At 63.5% G+C, this 17,033-nt stretch carries 19 protein-coding genes and 1 riboswitch; of the genes, 4 read left to right on the forward strand and 15 right to left on the reverse strand.

Annotated features, from left to right (window positions below; translation table 11 throughout):
• Positions 1-2 precede the first annotated feature (2 nt).
• Both mdtN and AC2CGQ_RS01110 read right to left on the reverse strand, forming a co-directional pair.
• Complete coding sequence (mdtN, locus tag AC2CGQ_RS01105) at positions 3-1,040, reverse strand: multidrug transporter subunit MdtN (protein WP_015378757.1); 1,038 nt, start codon at positions 1,038-1,040, stop codon at positions 3-5.
• Positions 1,041-1,050: 10 nt separating this feature from the next.
• Complete coding sequence (locus AC2CGQ_RS01110) at positions 1,051-1,314, reverse strand: YtcA family lipoprotein (RefSeq protein ID WP_484593425.1); 264 nt, start codon at positions 1,312-1,314, stop codon at positions 1,051-1,053.
• Positions 1,315-1,531: 217 nt separating this feature from the next.
• Between AC2CGQ_RS01110 and AC2CGQ_RS01115 the strand changes: the two genes are divergently transcribed.
• The 4 genes from AC2CGQ_RS01115 (at position 1,532) to AC2CGQ_RS01130 (ending at position 4,504) form a co-directional block, all read left to right on the forward strand.
• Positions 1,532-2,146 (forward strand): TetR/AcrR family transcriptional regulator, encoded by a 615-nt coding sequence (locus tag AC2CGQ_RS01115; RefSeq protein WP_484593426.1) that lies wholly within the window; start codon positions 1,532-1,534, stop codon positions 2,144-2,146.
• Between the two features lie 91 nt (positions 2,147-2,237).
• Positions 2,238-2,334: riboswitch (TPP riboswitch) on the forward strand.
• 35 nt (positions 2,335-2,369) lie between these two features.
• Complete coding sequence (gene thiM, locus AC2CGQ_RS01120) at positions 2,370-3,161, forward strand: hydroxyethylthiazole kinase (protein ID WP_015378755.1); 792 nt, start codon at positions 2,370-2,372, stop codon at positions 3,159-3,161.
• A complete protein-coding gene (gene thiD / locus AC2CGQ_RS01125; protein ID WP_044030678.1) occupies positions 3,161-3,961 on the forward strand; it encodes a bifunctional hydroxymethylpyrimidine kinase/phosphomethylpyrimidine kinase in 801 nt (266 codons plus the stop codon). Before thiM ends, thiD begins: the two co-directional genes overlap by 1 nt.
• A gap of 84 nt (positions 3,962-4,045) precedes the next feature.
• Positions 4,046-4,504 carry an inhibitor of vertebrate lysozyme family protein gene (locus AC2CGQ_RS01130; protein WP_015378753.1) on the forward strand — a complete coding sequence of 153 codons (459 nt, stop codon included), beginning with the start codon at positions 4,046-4,048 and terminating at the stop codon, positions 4,502-4,504.
• A gap of 39 nt (positions 4,505-4,543) precedes the next feature.
• Here the strand turns inward: AC2CGQ_RS01130 and gutQ are convergent, their stop codons facing one another.
• The 13 genes from gutQ to AC2CGQ_RS01195 form a co-directional block, all read right to left on the reverse strand.
• On the reverse strand, positions 4,544-5,515 hold the full coding sequence (gene gutQ, locus AC2CGQ_RS01135) for an arabinose-5-phosphate isomerase GutQ (RefSeq protein ID WP_080491409.1): 972 nt from the start codon (positions 5,513-5,515) through the stop codon (positions 4,544-4,546).
• Positions 5,508-6,281, reverse strand: a complete 774-nt coding sequence (gene srlR / locus AC2CGQ_RS01140; protein WP_099981706.1) for a glucitol operon DNA-binding transcriptional repressor SrlR — start codon at positions 6,279-6,281, stop codon at positions 5,508-5,510. Before srlR ends, gutQ begins: the two co-directional genes overlap by 8 nt.
• Before the next feature lie 83 nt (positions 6,282-6,364).
• Positions 6,365-6,721: a transcriptional regulator GutM gene (gene gutM, locus AC2CGQ_RS01145; RefSeq protein WP_048325245.1), complete on the reverse strand. Its 357-nt coding sequence runs from the start codon at positions 6,719-6,721 to the stop codon at positions 6,365-6,367.
• A gap of 45 nt (positions 6,722-6,766) precedes the next feature.
• Positions 6,767-7,546 (reverse strand): sorbitol-6-phosphate dehydrogenase, encoded by a 780-nt coding sequence (srlD, locus tag AC2CGQ_RS01150; protein WP_015378751.1) that lies wholly within the window; start codon positions 7,544-7,546, stop codon positions 6,767-6,769.
• Positions 7,547-7,556: 10 nt separating this feature from the next.
• Positions 7,557-7,919 carry a PTS glucitol/sorbitol transporter subunit IIA gene (gene srlB, locus AC2CGQ_RS01155; protein WP_021504438.1) on the reverse strand — a complete coding sequence of 121 codons (363 nt, stop codon included), beginning with the start codon at positions 7,917-7,919 and terminating at the stop codon, positions 7,557-7,559.
• Between the two features lie 22 nt (positions 7,920-7,941).
• Positions 7,942-8,922, reverse strand: a complete 981-nt coding sequence (gene srlE / locus AC2CGQ_RS01160; protein ID WP_015378750.1) for a PTS glucitol/sorbitol transporter subunit IIB — start codon at positions 8,920-8,922, stop codon at positions 7,942-7,944.
• A gap of 15 nt (positions 8,923-8,937) precedes the next feature.
• Positions 8,938-9,486, reverse strand: coding sequence for a PTS glucitol/sorbitol transporter subunit IIC (srlA, locus tag AC2CGQ_RS01165; RefSeq protein WP_004941528.1), 549 nt, complete (start codon positions 9,484-9,486; stop codon positions 8,938-8,940).
• A 236-nt stretch (positions 9,487-9,722) separates the two neighbouring features.
• A complete protein-coding gene (fbaB, locus tag AC2CGQ_RS01170; protein ID WP_015378749.1) occupies positions 9,723-10,772 on the reverse strand; it encodes a class I fructose-bisphosphate aldolase in 1,050 nt (349 codons plus the stop codon).
• 205 nt (positions 10,773-10,977) lie between these two features.
• On the reverse strand, positions 10,978-11,664 hold the full coding sequence (locus tag AC2CGQ_RS01175) for a GntR family transcriptional regulator (protein ID WP_015378748.1): 687 nt from the start codon (positions 11,662-11,664) through the stop codon (positions 10,978-10,980).
• Positions 11,665-11,762: 98 nt separating this feature from the next.
• A complete protein-coding gene (locus tag AC2CGQ_RS01180) occupies positions 11,763-13,094 on the reverse strand; it encodes an MFS transporter (RefSeq protein ID WP_021504436.1) in 1,332 nt (443 codons plus the stop codon).
• A complete protein-coding gene (locus AC2CGQ_RS01185; protein WP_172574882.1) occupies positions 13,075-14,580 on the reverse strand; it encodes a mannitol dehydrogenase family protein in 1,506 nt (501 codons plus the stop codon). Before AC2CGQ_RS01185 ends, AC2CGQ_RS01180 begins: the two co-directional genes overlap by 20 nt.
• 52 nt (positions 14,581-14,632) lie before the next feature.
• On the reverse strand, positions 14,633-15,922 hold the full coding sequence (locus tag AC2CGQ_RS01190) for an MFS transporter (RefSeq protein ID WP_015378745.1): 1,290 nt from the start codon (positions 15,920-15,922) through the stop codon (positions 14,633-14,635).
• A gap of 90 nt (positions 15,923-16,012) precedes the next feature.
• Positions 16,013-17,029 carry a Zn-dependent oxidoreductase gene (locus tag AC2CGQ_RS01195; protein WP_161800768.1) on the reverse strand — a complete coding sequence of 339 codons (1,017 nt, stop codon included), beginning with the start codon at positions 17,027-17,029 and terminating at the stop codon, positions 16,013-16,015.
• Positions 17,030-17,033 lie beyond the last annotated feature (4 nt).

Raw genomic sequence — 17,033 nt, forward strand, 5'->3', positions numbered from 1 at the left:
TTTTATTCTTCATGGCGCAGGTTCAGCTTGGCCACCGCCGAAGCGCCCACGCGGAACAGCGCCGGGTTGGGAGCCTCTACCGCGATCTTGACCGGGAAGCGCTGAGAAACGTGCACCCAGTTGATGTTGCGCGACACGTTGGGCAGCCCGCCCAGCACGCTGCCGCCGTCGTCGGGCTGCACGCCGTAGCTGACCGACTCCACCTTGCCGCTGAAGGTCTGGCCGGCGTCGCTCATTAAATACAGCGTGGCCGGCACGCCGGGATGCACGCCTTTCAGATCGGTTTCGCGGAAGTTGGCGACCACGTACCAGTGGCGGGTGTCGATCAGCGTGAACACCGGTTTGGCGCTGGAGGCATATTGGCCGACGGTGGTTTTCAGGGAGGCGATGCGGCCGTCGAACGGCGCTCGCACCTCGGTAAATTCCAGATTCAGCTTGGCGATGGCGATGTCGGCCTGCACTTCGGCGCGCTGCGCGACCAGGGCTTCGACGCCGCTGACGGCGGCTTCCGCCTGTTTCGCCTGCAGCAATGCGGCCTGCAGTTCCGCCTGCGCCGAGCGCTGGGAGGTGCGGGCGGTTTCCACTTCTTCCGCCGAAACGTAGTTCTTGCCGAGCAGCTTCTGCCGGCGGTTGAGGGTGTCGGTCGCCTGCGCCACCAGCGCCTGCGAGCGTTTGACGATGGCGTTCATCGATTCGGCGTTGTACTGCTGCGCGTTGACCGAACGCTGCGTCAGTTTGATCTGTTCATTCAGCGTGATCAGGCGCGCTTCGCTGGCCGCCAGCGCGTCCTGGTAAGGGCGCGGATCGATGCGGAACAGCAGATCGCCTTGCCGCACTTCCTGGTTGTCGCGGATCGGCATCTCGACGATGCGGCCGTTCACCTCCGGCACTACGTCGATGGTGTCGGCATAGGCGTAGGCATCGTCGGTAGTGGGGGCGTTTTCCACCCGCCAGACGACGACGGCGGCCACGATGAGCGTCAACGCCAGGATGGTAAGCACCAGCAGTCTGCGCTTGTTGGAGGTTTGTGGTTGGGTCATGGCGTCAGTCTCAGTGGGGGAAAACCAGTAACCAGGTCAGCATGGCGATCAGCGCGGTCAGCGCCGGATACGTCAGCAGCTGCGGCGCCAGCCAGGCGCGTTTTTCCGGGGTGCGCAGCAGCAGGTGGATCGCCACCATGCCCGCCACGCCGCCGCACAGGCAAAACAGCCAGTCGGGGAACGAAGCGCCGAACACCACCATGGACGGTGCCGGTGAGCACCCGGTGAGCAGCAGCACGGTCAGGCAGGTGATAAGCAGTTTTTTGTCGGGCATAGGGCTTTCTCTGGCGATTGGCTTGGTCGACGGGCCGAATGGAATGACTCTTTTTCAGTGAGTGAGGTCACTGTTTGTCTTCCCTACGCTTGCGCAAGGAGAAACTAGAATAAATACTCTACTCTAAACTAGAGGGATTAATCTAGTTTTTTGTGTCACCCTGCCTTCGCGGCGGCAAATGGGTATAATACGTTGATGACAGCGGGCAGAAACGAATATGCAAATCGACGAACACATCACCGGGCGAGAGCCGCAGCAGGAAAGAGGGCGGCAACGCGTACAAACCATTCTGGATTCGGCGGCGGCGATCGTGGCGCAGGACGGGCTGGCGGCGCTCAGCATGCAGCGGCTCGCCAAGCACGCCAGAACCTCCATCGGCTCGATGTATCACTTTTTTCCCGATCGCCACGTGGTGATCAAGGCGCTGGCGGATCGGCACACCGAATCGATCGAGGCGCTGGTGCGCGACATGGCGTTGGCCAGCGACGACGAGTGGAGGCGCCTCTCCGCTGAAGAGGTGATCCAGCGACTGTTTTCTCCCTATGCGCAGTACCTGCGCGAGCACGCCGACTACCTGCCGGTGATGCGGGAAATGAACCTGCCGGATGAAAAGTCCAGCTTCCTGGCGCTGATCGCCCGAGTGCTGCAGCTGCGCCGCCCCGAGACCGCCGAAGCGGAGATCCTGCAGCAAACCCGGCTGTTGCAAAGCCTGGTGGCCGGCACCTTGCACCACATCTTCAAAACGGCGCCGCAGAGCGTGGCGTTCACCCTGGCGGAGCTGCCCGGCGTGCTGAGCCTGTATCTGGCGGGAAAAGAGGGAAGCATCGCTTAGGCGCGAGCCAATTTAATCGCTTGTTTGTCCGCGCCGGCGCTGGCATGATCCCGCTCAGGGATTAACGCAACGTTGATCACAACCTATTGATTTTCATGACTCGGGGTGCCCTTCTGCGTGAAGGCTGAGAAATACCCGTATTACCTGATCTGGATAATGCCAGCGTAGGGAAGTCACGGCCGCCCAGCCGGCGCCGCCTTCTTGAACGCCGGTTGGGAGGAATATGATCGCTCGACCTGATGCACTACCCGGCGCTCGCGCCGCGGCCTGCCTGACCCAATTCCAACAGCGGCCTCCGCTGATCCACTGCCTGACCAACGAAGTGGTGCAATCGCTGACCGCCAACGTGCTGCTGGCGCTCGGCGCCTCCCCGGCGATGGTGGTGGAGCCGCAAGAGGCGGCGCAGTTCAGCGCGCTGGCCGACGGCCTGCTGATCAACGTCGGCACCCTCAATGCGCTGCGCGCCGAATCGATGCGGGCGGCGGTGGCCGCCGCCAATCAGGCCGGCAAGCCCTGGACGCTAGATCCGGTGGCGGTCGGCGCGCTCTCCTACCGCACCGCCTTCGCTAAACAGCTGCTGGACGAGCAACCGGCGGCGATACGCGGCAACGCCTCGGAAATCATGGCGCTCAACGGGTTGCTGGCCAGCGGCCGCGGCGTGGACAGCGGCGACGATTCCTTGGCGGCATTGCCCGCCGCGCGTGAGCTGGCGCGGCGCAGCGGCGCGGTGGTGGCGGTCACCGGCGCGGTGGATTACGTCACCGACGGCCAACGCGACTGGGCGATCGAAGGCGGCTCCCCGCTGATGACGCGGGTGGTGGGCACCGGCTGCGCGCTGTCGGCGGTGGCGGCGGCGTTTTGCGCCCTGCCGGGCGATCGCCTGGACAACGTGGCGACCGCCTGTCGGGTGATGTCACACTGCGGCGGCCTCGCGGCCAGGCAGGCCGCCGGGCCGGGCAGCTTTACGCCGGCGTTCCTCGACGCCCTGTATCAACTGCGCGGGGAGGATCTGTGATGAAACGTATTAACGCGCTGACCATCGCCGGCACCGATCCCAGCGGCGGCGCCGGCATTCAGGCCGATCTGAAAGCTTTCTCGGCGCTTGGCGCCTACGGCACTTCGGTGATCACCGCGCTGGTAGCGCAGAATACCCGCGGCGTGCAGTCGGTGTATTACATCGATCCGGCGTTCGTCGCCGCGCAGCTGGACTCGGTGTTCAGCGACGTGCGCATCGACAGCGTCAAGATCGGCATGCTGGCCAATGCCGACATCGTGCAGGCGGTGGCCGAACGTCTGCGCCATTACCGGCCGGAATTTGTGGTGCTGGATACCGTGATGCTGGCGAAAAGCGGCGATCCGCTGTTGGCGCCGGAGGCGGTAGAGTCTATCCGGCGCGAGCTGTTGCCGCTGGTGTCGATCATTACGCCGAACCTGCCGGAAGCGGCGGCGCTGCTGGCGTGCGCGCCGGCGGAAGATGAAGCGCAGATGCGCGAGCAGGGGCGGGCGCTGCTGGCGATGGGCTGCCAGGCGGTGCTGATGAAGGGCGGCCACCTGAGCGAAAGCGAGAGCCCGGACTGGCTGTTTACCGCCGAAGGCGAGCAGCGCTTTACCGCGCCGCGCGTCGCCACCCGCCATACCCACGGCACCGGCTGCACGCTCTCGGCCGCGCTGGCGGCGCTGCGCCCGCGCCATGCCGACTGGGCGGCTACGGTGGCCGCCGCCAAGGACTACCTGCAACAAGCGCTGCAACAGGCGGATACGCTGGAAGTGGGGCACGGCATTGGGCCGGTGCATCATTTTCACGCCTGGTGGTGAGCCAACTTTTTGCCGCAACCGTGGTCTGACTAGTTCAGGCCCGGTTTTATGGGCGAAACCTGATTTAACCTAGGGAGAAGGACTATGACGGGACACCAGGCGCTGCGTTGCGCCCTCTTCGGCGCACTGCTCAGCTTCAGCGCGGGCAGCTTTGCCCAGCAGATCGTCACCACGTCGGATTTGATTCAGCAGCCGGGGTATCAGGCCAGCTGGCAAAACATGGTCAAAGGCCAGGCGCGGATGCCGGGCTGGGCGCGCAAGGGCGTTGGCACCTCTACACCGGCGCAAAATCTGAGCTGGAAGGGCAAAGAGTATCTGGTTGGCAATCTGTGCAAACCGCACGACTGCGGCAACAACTTTTTGATCGTGGCGTTCAGCGCGGATAAATCCCAGGCCTGGGGCGTGCGGGTCGAGGTGGAAGATCGGCCGGAAGCCGTCGATCATCCGAAGAAATATGCTAAGTACCAGTGGCTCGGCAAGCCGGATGAAGACATGAAGGCGCTGCTGAAGCAGCAGTTCGAGAACAATCCCGACTGGAAATAATCTGACCGGGGGCGCCGCTGCCGGCGCCCCCGGCGTTGATCAGCCGATGCCGGCCTGATGCAGATCGTGCAGGTTGAGCGCCCCCACCAGCACGCCGTCCATATCGACCACCGGGGCCGCGCTGATGTGCTGTTCGTGCAGCGCTTCCAGCGCCTCTCCGGCGCGCCACTGCTCCGGCAGCCGATAGCCGGGGCGGGTGATCGCCGGGCTGAGCGGATCCTGCAGGCTATTGCCCTTCACCAGCCAGCGGCGCAGGTCGCCGTCGGTAAATACGCCCACCACCCGCTGCTGCGCGTCGCAGACCGCCACTAACCCCAGCCCGGTGCGGCTCAGTTCCAGCATCGCTTCCATCACGTTGGCGCTTTCGCTCACGCGCGGCAGGCGATCGCCGGTGCGCATCAGGTGATGCACGCGGTTCAGCAGGCGCGCCCCCAGGCTGCCGCCCGGGTGCGAGCGGGCGAAGTCTTCCGCGTTGAAACCGCGCTGGCGCATCAGCGCCATCGCCAGGGCGTCGCCCATCATCAGGGTGTTGACCGCGCTGGAGGTCGGCGCCAGCCCCATCGGACAGGCTTCGCGCTCGACGCCGATATCCAGCACGCAGGCGGCGGCCAGCGCCAGCGGCGACTCTTTGCCGCCGGTGATGGCGATCACCGGAATGCCGTTCTCCGCCAGCAGCGGCAGGATCAGATCCAGCTCTTTGGCGCGGCCGGAATAGGAGATGAACACCACCACGTCGTCGGCGCCGATCATGCCGAGATCGCCGTGCAGCGCCTCCGCCGGATGCACGAAGAACGACGGCGTGCCGGTGCTGGCCAGCGACGCGGCGATCTTCTTGCCGATATGGCCGGACTTGCCGATGCCGGAAATCACCGCTTTGCCGCGGCAGTTCAGCAGCAGCTCGCAGGCGCAGACGAAGTTGTCATCCAGGCGCGCCAGCAGGCGCTGCGCTTCGGTCAGCTCGATCTCCAGCGTTTCGCGGGCAAAGGCGAGCAGGGCGTTGGCGTTACTCATCGGGGTCTCCTACCAGAATAATATTGATGCCTTTCGCCTGCAGGGCGGCGAGATAATCGGGGTTGATGTCTCGGTCGGTGATCAGCGTATCGACGGCGCTGAGCTCGCACACCACGTTCGGGCTCTTGCGGCCGAATTTCGAGGAGTCTACCAACAGAATAATGCGGCTGGCGGCTTCGCACATCGCCTTGCTGACGTTGTGCACTTCGTTGAAGGTGGTGACGCCGGCGTTGAGATCGACGCCGTCCGCGCCGATAAACAGCTTGTCGAAGCTGAATTGCTGAAACGCCGATTCCGCCAGGCTGCCGTGGAACGAGGCCGACTTCTTGCGGTAGGTGCCGCCGGGCATCAGGATGGTCTGATCGTTGTCCAGCTCCACCAGCGCGTTGACGATGGTCAGGCTGTTGGTCATCACCGTGATGTTGTTGAACTGTGCCAGGTGCGGCACCATCTGCAGCACCGTGCTGCCGGCGTCGAAGATCAGCGAGTCGCCGTCGGCGATCAGCGCCACGGCGGCGCTGGCGATCTGGCGTTTTTTCTCGGTGTTGATATGGGTTTTGCGGTCGATCGGCTGATCGCCGTCGTCGCGGCTGAGCACCACGCCGCCGTAGGTGCGGATCACCTCGCCTTCTTCTTCCAGCAGGGTGAGGTCCTTGCGGATGGTGGTGCCGGTAGTGGAGAAATGCTCGGCCAGGGCGTCCACTGCCGTTTTGCCATGTCGCTGCAGATATTCAAGGATAGCGGCCTGCCGCTGCTTTGGTTTCATCGCGATTCCCGTTCACAAGAGTTGGGCATTTCCCCTCGCTGAATAATTCACTATGAAAGGTAATGTCTTTTAATGTGAAAATATCACGATTTGGGTTCAATCGCTAACGATAGTGCAGACTGGCATGCGCGATCCTCGGGGAAGATCACATCCGGGCGCAAATCCCGCTGATGCAACCCGTGTAAATGAGGCAGCGGGCGTGGCCGGGCGAAAACGGTCAGGCCGCGCAGCAACAGGCTGCCGCACACCCGCCGGTCGGCGTCGAAGGCCAGCGCTAGCACCACTCGCGGGCGAAAACGGCCGCCGGAACGGCCGACGCCCACGGCGCCCAGCTGGCATAAACCATCGAAGGCGCGGTTGAAACGTTGCAGTTGCCACCAGCCGAAGGCGATTTGCAGCAGCCAGGCCAGCAGCGCGAAGGCGATCAAAGCTTGTGTCATGGCGTTCTCCTTAGCCCCCTCTGCTGAAGGGGGCATCGATTGGCGTCAGAACATCACCTGGCCGCCGGTGATGTTGATCGATTGGCCGGTGCAGTAAGAGGCCTTGTCGCTGGCGTAGAACAGCAGGGTGTTCAGCACATCCTGGTAGTCGCAGCCGCGCTTCAGCGGCACCTTGTCGATGTAGTACTGCTCCACCTGATCCGGCGCGATGCCCAGTTTTTGCGCGTACTGCGGCAGCAGCGACTGGAACATCGGCGACTTCAGCAGGTTGCCGAGCATCAGCGAATGCACGGTGATGCCGTACTCCGCCAGATCGAGCGCCAGCGACTGCGTCAGCCCCACGCCGCCGAACTTGGCGGCGCTGTAGCCGGAGTTGTGCTTGCTGCCGACCTTGCCGGACTTGGAGTTGATCTGGATGATGCGCCCGGCGATGCCGTCGCGGATCATCAGGCGCGAGAACTCGCGGGCGCAGAGGAAATAGCCCACCAGGTTCACCTGCAGCGAGCGGTCGAAGTCGCCCAGCGGGAAATCGGTGATCGGCGCCGCCTTGGCGATGCCGGCACTGTACACCAGCAAATTAGCCTGGCCAAACGCCCGGTCAACCGCCGCCGCCAGCGCGATCACGCTCTGCTCGTCGGTGGCGTCGGCCTGAAAACCGCAGGCGCTGCCTGTGCCGTACTCTTCGTTGATCTGCTGTGCCACCAGACTGGCGTTGTCGGCGTTCAGATCGGCCACCGCCACCCGATAACCGGCCTGCGCCAGCCCGTGGCTCAAAAAGGCGCCTAACGTTTGGCCGCCGCCAATCACTACAGCTACTTCAGACATGGTCTACTCCTTATGCGATAAATGACAGCGTGCTGCCCAACGGGATATCGGTCGGCGTCGGGCCGGATACGTGGATCGAGCCGGGAAATTCGGCTTCGGCTTCGCCGTCGAAGCGCACGGTGATATGGCCCAGCTCGCGCAGATTCTGCGTGGCGACGCTGCCGACGGCGGTGATGGCGTAGCGCCGCTGCGCCAGTTCCATCACGCCGCCCACCTGCAGCTCGCCGGCGGTTGCGCCGTGGCGGTGGATGAAGCAGAACTCTTCGATATCCGCCGGGGCGCCTTCACGGAAGGTGATCAGCATGTTGTCCAGCAACGCGTCGCGGGCGCAGCCGCCGATCTGCGTGATGGTGGTGTGAAAAATGGTGTGCATAAACGTCTCCCTGGGGATCACATTATTGATAAATGAAGGCCGAGGCGGCCCAGGCGATCAGGACCGTCGGCGCGCCGGTCAGGAAGCGGCCAACCAGCACTGAAGGCACGCCGACCCGCACGGTGTCCTGTTTGGCTTCCGCCAGCGACAGGCCGACCGGAATAAAGTCGCAGGCGGCCTGCGCGTTGATGGCGAACAGCGCGGGCAGCGCCAGCTGCGGCGGAATATGGCCAAGGCCGATCTGCACCCCGACCAGCACGCCGATCACCTGGGCGATGACCGCGCCGGGGCCGAGGAACGGCGACAGCAGCGGGAATGAACAGATCAGCGCCAGCGTCACCAGGCCGATCGGGCTGTTGGCCAGCGGCGTCAGGCCGTGAGCGATAAAGTCCCCGAGGCCGGAGGCCATGATGATGCCGATCAAGGCCGAGACGAATGCCATAAACGGCAGAATGGTCTTCAGCACGGTGTCGATAGTGTCGCGCCCGGCCTGGAAGAACACCGCCACCACCGATCCCATGCCCATGCCGACCTTCGCCAGCAGCCCGTCGCTTTGCTCGGTGATCTTCTTGCTGGTGTCGTAGTCGCGCGCCTTGGGCGGCGCGGCAACGGCGGCGGCGGGTTGGCTATCTGCCGCTTCGATTCGGTTGATGTTGTGGTCGCGCACGCCGGAGACATAGATGTCTTCGAGGATAAACTGCGCCAGCGGGCCGGACTGACCGGTGGCATGGATATTGACCGTCGGAATGCGGCGTTTCGGGTACAGGCCGCAGCGCAGGGTGCCGCCGCAGTCGATCACCGCCACGCCGATCTCTTCCGCCGGCGGTTCGCCCTCTTTGAAACCGTCGACGGCGGGCCAGCCGGTCAATTCGCTGAGGCGATCGACGATGGAAGGCCGGGTGCCGGCGGTGATGTACACCACTTTTTTGCCGGGTTCGATCGGCAGTTCCAAAGGGCCACCCCAGCCGCTGGCGCCTTTTTCAATACGGATATAAGCACTCATGCTGCACTCCACGAATTAAAGTTGCACCTGGCGATCCAGACGGATGCCCATCTTGCGTTCGAACAGGCTGGTGGTCAGATCGGTGACCCAGCCGCGGAAGAAGTTGGTGAACAGCCCCACCAGGAAATAGCTCACTGCCAGCGGGCCGAGCGGCAGGCCGAGGGTGGTCAGGCCGCTGGCGATGCCGAGGTAAACGAACAGCTCGCCGGGGTTGATATGTGGAAACAGGCCGTTCATCGAGTGGCAGCTGTAGGAGGCCGCCGCGTAGTAGCTCGGCTTGTATTTCTCCGGCATGAAGCGCCCCAGGCTGAGGGTCATCGGGTTGCAGAAGACAAAGGTGCCGATCAGCGGCAGCAGCAGATAACGCGAAACGGGGTTGCCCGCGCAGCGCTGCGCCAATCGTTCGATACGTTCCTGGCCAACAAATTTGATCAGCGCGTTCATGATAACCAACAGGCTGATCAACAAAGGCAAAATGCCGGTCACCATGCCGACAAACACTTCACCGCCTTTCTGAAACAGGCCGATAAACCACTCGGCGCCGTGGGTGATTAGCTCAATCATTATGTTCTCCTGTAATGGACTGTTATGGCCTGGAGCGAACGGCGGCTCTGTCGCCATGGGCCTTACAGTAGTCACTTTGTTGGGCTATTTGTTTTAAATGGATCACAATTTGAAAGATAAATATTTTATTTTGAAAGTTTAAAGTGAAAGAAAGAGAAGGTTGGCAGCGTCGGGTTAAGGGGAACGGGCACAAAAAAGCCCGGCGAACCGGGCTTTGGGACAGGCGGTCCGTCACATCAGGCGATGGTGACCTTCTTGTCCAGATAGGCATCTTGCACGGCGTTGATCAGCGCCACGCCGTCTTTCATCGATTTCTTGAAGGCTTTACGCCCCAGGATCAGGCCCATGCCGCCGGCGCGTTTGTTGATCACCGCGGTGCGCACCGATTCCTGCAGATCGTTCTCACCGGCGGCGCCGCCGGAGTTGATCAGCCCGGCGCGGCCCATGTAGCAGTTGGCCAGCTGGTAGCGCACCAGATCGATCGGGTGATCGGTGGTCAGCTTGGTGTAGACGCGGTCGTCGGTATAGCCGAATTTCACCGCGCGGTAGCCGCCGTTGTTTTCCGCCATTTTCTGTTTGACGATGTCGGCGCCGATGGTGGCGGCGATGTGGTTGGCCTGGCCGGTCAGATCGGCGCTGGAATGGTAGTCCACGCCGTCTTTGTTGAACGCCGGGTTGCGCAGATAGGCCCACAGCACGGTGACCATGCCCAGCTCATGCGCGCGCTCGAAGGCGATCGAGATCTCTTCGATCTGGCGGCGCGACTGCTCTGAACCAAAGTAAATGGTGGCGCCGACCGCCACTGCCCCCATGTTGAACGCCTGCTCGACGCTGGCGTACAGGGTCTGGTCGTACTGGGTCGGATAGCTCAGCGTTTCGTTGTGGTTGAGTTTGACCAGGAACGGAATTTTATGCGCATAGCGGCGCGATACCGACGCCAGCACGCCGTAGGTGGAGGCGACGCAGTTACAGCCGGCTTCAATCGCCAGCTCGACGATGTTCTTCGGATCGAAATACAGCGGGTTGGCGGCGAACGAGGCGGCGGCGGAGTGCTCGATGCCCTGGTCGACCGGCAGGATAGACAGATAACCGGTGCCGCCCAGGCGGCCGTGGTTGAACAGGGTTTGCATCGAACGCAGCACGCTGTTGGGGCGGTTGTTATCGATCATTACACGGTCGACGAAGTCGGCGCCCGGCAGGTAGAGATTCTCGGCGGGGATAGTGGTACAGCGGTGTTGCAGCAGATCTTCCGCTTCCTTTCCTAGCAACTGCACAATATCAGTCATGATTCACTCCCGATTAAGCTTCTTCATACACCGGCAATGCAAGGGTTTTTGACCACCGGCGCAGTAAAAAGCGGTGATTGAAGCTGTAAAGCGATGCTACCGAACTTGCTCCGGCAAGGACAAACAATAGATGCGATTGAGAGGAAATGCCATTTGCGTGGCCAAATACGCGGGGGCGATCGCCCCCGGCGCGCTAAGCGATTGATTATTCGATCTCGAACCACGCGGTATTCTGTTGGGCGATCGGGGTGATGGAGTAGATCATCTCCTGCAGATGATCGTGGATGGCGCGCTCCGCCGCCTCGGCATCGCGCGCTTTCAGCGCTTCGTAGATGCGGTAGTGCTGCTTGATCAGGCTCTCCGGCGGCGAGACTTCGCTCAGGCTGAGGAAACGCACCCGATCCATGGTGGCCTTGATGGTTTCGATGGTCTCCCACGCCAGCGGGCAGTCGGCAAACAGGGTCAGCAGCTGGTGGAACTCGTCGTCCAGCGCCAAAAATTCGCGCGTTTGCCCGTTCTGCGCCGCCAGCTCTTGACGGTGCAGGTTATGCTCCAGCGTCATCAGCTGCGCCGGAGTGGCGCGCTCGGCCGCGCGGCGCACGATGGCGCATTCCACCGCCTGACGGATAAAGCGCCCGTCGGCCACGCGTTTGGCGGAAATCTTCATCACGAAGGTGCCGCGCTGCGGCAGGATCTGCACCAGGCCGGCCTCCGCCAGCTTGATGAAGGCTTCGCGCACCGGCTGGCGCGAAACGTTGAAGCGGGTGGAGATCTCTTTCTCGGACAGCAGGGTGCCGGGGGGGATGGTGCAATCGACGATATCTTTGCGCAGAAAGCGATAGATCTGCTGGTTGACCGGGACGTTGTTGGTGAGACTGTACGTTTCAGACATGGCGACAATCAGGCATCTGGCTGGAGTTCGAATGCCACCATACTAGCAGATTATTGGTTGAGGGCGGGGGGATAAATCCACCCGCCAGGCAGGGGAACTCAGTGATGCCAATCCTGATATTCCTGCTTGCGCCGCTCTGGCGCGGTTTCCGGCATCAGGCTCAGGCCGAGGGCCGACACCACGCCCAGCACCATCATGTAACCGGCCAGCCCGTAGTAATGGCCGCCGGTCACCTGCAGGATCTTCACCGCCAGCAGCCCGAGAATGCCGCTGCCGATCAGCGAGCCGATCTGCCAGATCAGCGCGATGCCGCTGCAGCGCACGCGGGTGGGGAACAGCTCCGGGAAGTAGGAGGCCTGCGGCGCGTAGCACATGCTGTGGCCGAAGGTCAGCACCACGATCATGGCGATCTGCGTCACCCAGAAATTATCGAGGTTGATCGCCATAAAGAACGGCACGATGCACACCACCTGCAGCAGCGCGCCGGCGATGTAAACCGGTTTGCGCCCCAGCCGATCGGAGAGGCGGCCCATCAGCGGAATGGCGAAAATCTCCAGCAGCACCGCCACGATCATCGCCTCCAGCAAAATGCTTTCGTTGAGGTGGTTGGCCTTGCCGTAGGCCAGCACGATCACGGTGAACATGGCGAAGGCGCAGGCTTCGATCAGCTTGGCGCACACCCCTTTGGCGATAAGGCCGGGATAGCGGCGGGCCACTTCCACCACCGGCCGGCTCTCCACCGCTTTGGTGGCGCGGATTTGGGCAAACACCGGCGACTCGTCGATCTTCAGGCGAATAAACAGCCCGACCAGCACCAGCAGCAGGCTGAGCAGGAACGGAATGCGCCAGCCCCAGTCCAGCATCTGCGACGGCGACAGCACGGCGGTCAGCAGCGCGAACAGCCCGGACGGCAGCAGGAAACCGGCCGGCGCGCCTATCTGCACCCAGCTGGCGTAGAAACCGCGCCGCGGCGGCGGCGCGTATTCGGCGGTCATCAGCACCGCGCCGGCCTGTTCGCCGCCGACGCCGAAGCCCTGCAGCACGCGGATAAAGATCAGCGCGATCGGCGCCCAGATGCCGATCTGCTCATAGGTAGGCAGCAGGCCGATGCAAAAGGTGCCGAGGCCGACGATCAGGATGGTGATCACCAGCGCCTTCTTGCGGCCGACTTTGTCGCCGATATGGCCGAACACGATGCCGCCCAGCGGGCGCGCCAGGAAACCGACCGCGTAGGTGGCAAAGGCCGCCAGCGTGCTGATCAGCGGATCGGCGCTGGGGAAAAACAGCTGGCCGAAGAACAGCACCGCGGCGGTGCCGTAGGCGAAGAAATCATAGTATTCGGCGGCGGTGCCGATGGCCGACGCGCTGGCGACGCGCCGCAGCAGCGGTTGATTGCCGGTATTGACGGCGTTATGCGTGGTGACGGTCATCGGAAACCTTCCGGTCGGTAAGCGGCAGAGCGGCGACGGCGGCTTTGGCCCCCAGGCTCAGCAGTTGGTGATAAGCGTGGCTGACGGCGTGGACGAAGTCAGGCGAATCGGGCAGATCGCGGCCGAAGACGCTGTCGAGTTGCAGCAGCGCCAGGACGCGGGGCCGGCCTTCCTCGCTGCCGGCGACCAACGCGGCGAGGCGCTCGCGCAGCGGATCGCTGATGGCGATCGGCTCGCCTTGTTCATCGCGGCCGCCGACGTAGCGCATCCAGCCGGCGACGCCCAGCGCCAGGCAGTCGAAGCGGCTGCCGTGCGCCAGATGCCAGCGGATCGCGTCCAGCAGCCGTTGCGGCAGCTTCTGCGTGCCGTCCATGGCGATCTGCGCGGTGCGGTGTTTCAACGCGCGATTGCGGTAACGCTGCAGCAGCGAGTCGGCATACTGCGCCAAATCGACGTTCGGCACCTGCAGGGTCGGCGCCTGTTCCGCCAGCATCAGGTGACGGGCGGCGCGGACAAAATCCGCATCCTGCATGCAGTCGCCGATGTGCTGATAACCGGCCAGGTAGCCGAGGTAGGCGAGAAACGAATGGCTGCCGTTCAGCATGCGCAGCTTCATCTCCTCGTACGGCAGCACGTCGCTCACCAGTTCGGCGCCGACCTTGTCCCAGGCCGGGCGCCCCTGGGGAAATCGATCTTCAATGACCCACTGGCTGAACGGCTCGCAGGCTACGCCGACCTCATCTTCGACGCCGCCCAGCCAGGTGCGCAACTGCCGGCGGGTCTCCGGCGTTACCGCCGGCACGATGCGATCCACCATGGTGGAAGGGAAGGCGACCTCTTGACGCACCCAGTCGGCCAGCGCCGGATCCTGCCGCTGCGCCAGTTCGACCAGCACCTGGCGCGTGACCCGGCCGTTGGCCGGCATGTTATCGCAGGACATCACGGCGAACGGCGGCAGCCCGCGTTCACGGCGCAGGCGCAGCGCCGCCAGCAGCAGCCCCGGCGCCGACTGCGGCTGTGCCGGGTGGGCGATATCATGCGCGATCGCCGGGTGTTCCGCCATCAGTCGGCCGCTGGCGGGGTGGTGGCAATAGCCCTTTTCGCTGATGCTCAGCGAGACGATGGCGATCTCGGGCTGCGTCAGGGCCGCCAGCACCGCCGCCAACCCGTCGGTTTGCAGGTGCAGCGCCTGGCGCACCACGCCGATGACCCGGCCCCGCCAACCGTCGTCGTCCATCTCCGCCACCGAGAACAGCAGGTCCTGTTGCCGTAGATCGGCGATCTTTTGCCGGCCGTGCTGCATGCTGATTTCGCAGTAGCCCCAGTCACTGCCGTGCTCGCTGGCCAGCCTGTCGGCGTACATCGCCTGGTGCGCGCGGTGAAACGCGCCGAAGCCGATATGCGCCATGCGCGGTTTCACGCGCTCACGTGCGTAGCCGGGCCGGATAACGGCGGCCGGCAGCGCGCTGTGGTCGGAAAGTCTCATGTTCAATGTCCCTGGAGAGGTAAGCAAAGGGGCGAAGCCGCCCCGTCTGGCGTTAGGGTTTTAAGATTTGCACGCCCGCCGTTGCGCGCGGCGCCTTGATCACCAGCAGCACCAGCAGCGCGCCCAGCGCGGCGACGCCGCCCGCCAGCATAAAGGCGCTGTCGAACTTGCCGGTGTTCTGCACGATGTAGCCGGTGGCGATCGGCCCGATGATGCCGGAGACGCTGCCGATCAAATGAATGAACCCGCTGGCGCCGCCGACCCGGGATTTATGCACCACGTCCTGGATGATCGCCCAGTAGAGAGCGCCGGTAATGTAGAGGAAGAAGATCGACACCGACATCAGCATCACCGCCGGCACCACGCTGCTGACGGTGCCCGCCAACGCCACGCACACCGCCGCCGCCAGCAGGCTGGTGACCAGCACGATCTTGCGCGACAGCAGCAATTTGCCGGTGATGTTGAAGATCTTGTCGGAAATATAGCCGCCGAGCGCCAGCCCGACGAAGCCGACGATCCACGGGATCATCGTGGTCAGGCTCATCTCTTTGATGTTCAGGTTGTGTGCCTGCACCAGATACGAGGGGAACCAGCTCAGGAAGAAGAACAGGATGTAGTTGTAGCAGAAGAAGGCGAAGGCGGTGACCAGAATGATCGGCTGCTTCAGGTAGTAGCCCAGCCCGTGCGGGGCGTCGCTCAAGGCGCTTTCCTCGCCGAGATTTTCCTGTTTCAACCGTGCGATCAGCGCCCGTTCTTCGTTGCTGACGCGTTGGCTTTTCGCCGGGTTATCCGCCACCACGAAGAACCACACCAGCATCCAGACGATGCCGATGGCGCAGATAATCATAAACGCCGGCCGCCAGCCGAACGCCAGCGCCAGATAGCCGACGATCGGCCCGGCCACCGCGCCGCCCAACGGCGAACCGGCGCTGAGCAGGCCCACGGCGGTCGCCGCCTGTTTCTTCGGGAACCAGCCGTTGATCATCTTGTTGGCCGAGGCGCAGATCGGCCCTTCGGCCATGCCGAACAGGACGCGCAGGATCAGCATTGAGTAAAAACCGGTGGCGATCGCCGTCATGCCGCAGAAGATGGACCACAGGCCGACCGCCACGCCCAGCACCAATGTCGGGCCGAAGCGGTCGACCGCCAGCCCGCCGACGAAGTTGAAAATGGCGTAGCCGAAGAAGAAGCTGCCGAAGATCAGACCGAACTGTTCGGCGTTCAGCATCAGATCCTGTTCGATCATCGGCACGGTGATCGACAGCGCCACGCGGTCGAGGTAGTTGATCATGTAGACCATGAACAGCAGGAACACGATGGTCCAACGCAGGTTTTTAAACATAAAGCGCTCCACTGGGTGTCGTTTTAATCGTGATGCTTCGTTGTTTGCATGGGCGGCGGGCGCCGCCCATGCCCCGATGCCGCCTTGGCGTTACTCAAACTGCAGCAGCACCTTGCAGCAGGTGCGCTGATCCCGCTCGAACATCTGCATCGCCCGTTCGACGTCGTCGGCGGGCACGCAGTGAGTGAGCAGCCGCTGCGGGTCTAGCTTGCCGTCCGCCATCCAGGCGATCACCTGCGGAAAGCGCGCGCTGTTCAGGCGCGAGGAGAAGATCGACAGCTCCTTGCTGGTGATGCTCTGCTGGGTCAGGGTGCAGGCGTCGCCGGAAAAGCCCATGATGCCGATGCGTGCCGCCGGCGAAGCCAGCGCGATCGCCTCCGGTAAAATGGCGGGGTGGCAGGCGGCATCGACGATCAGCGTCGGTTGAACGCCGCGCTGCTGCAGCGCCTGCGGCAATGCGGCCTCGGCGTTGTTGAATGTTTGGTCGGCGCCGTTGGCGCGCGCCATCTCCAGCCGCTCGGCGATGCGATCGACGACCCACACCTGCCTGACGCCGTACACCCCTTTCAGCGTCTGGATCACCGTGAGCCCCATCGGCCCGGCGCCGTAGATCAGCGCGATATCGTCGGGGCGCGGTTGCAGATGGGCGGTAATGTTGGCGGCGATGCTGAAGGGTTCGATCATCGCGGCGTGGCGATCGCTGATGGCCGGCGGAACCGGATAGGCGTTGCGCGCCGGCACGCAGGCATAGTCGCTGAAGCCGCCGTCGCGGTGCACGCCGATCACCTGCAGCGAGGTGCAGACGTTGGGGCGGCCGACCGAACAGGGATAGCAGTGGCCGCAGCTCACCACCGGGTCTACCGAGACGCGTTCGCCGAGGCGCGCCGGATCGACGCCTTCGCCCAGCGCATCGATCAGGCCGAAGAACTCGTGGCCGATCACACGCGGATAGCGGGCGAACGGGTTATGGCCGTGATAGATATGGACGTCGGAGCCGCAGATGCCGGCGAATTTCACCTTGACCCGCACCTCGCCGGCCGCCGGCTGCGGCAGCGCGCGCGTCTGCAGCGCCAGGCGCCCGGGCTGTTCGATCACGACGCTGCGCATGGTG

It is taken from the genome of Serratia sp. DFXYC6 (genome assembly GCF_057196085.1).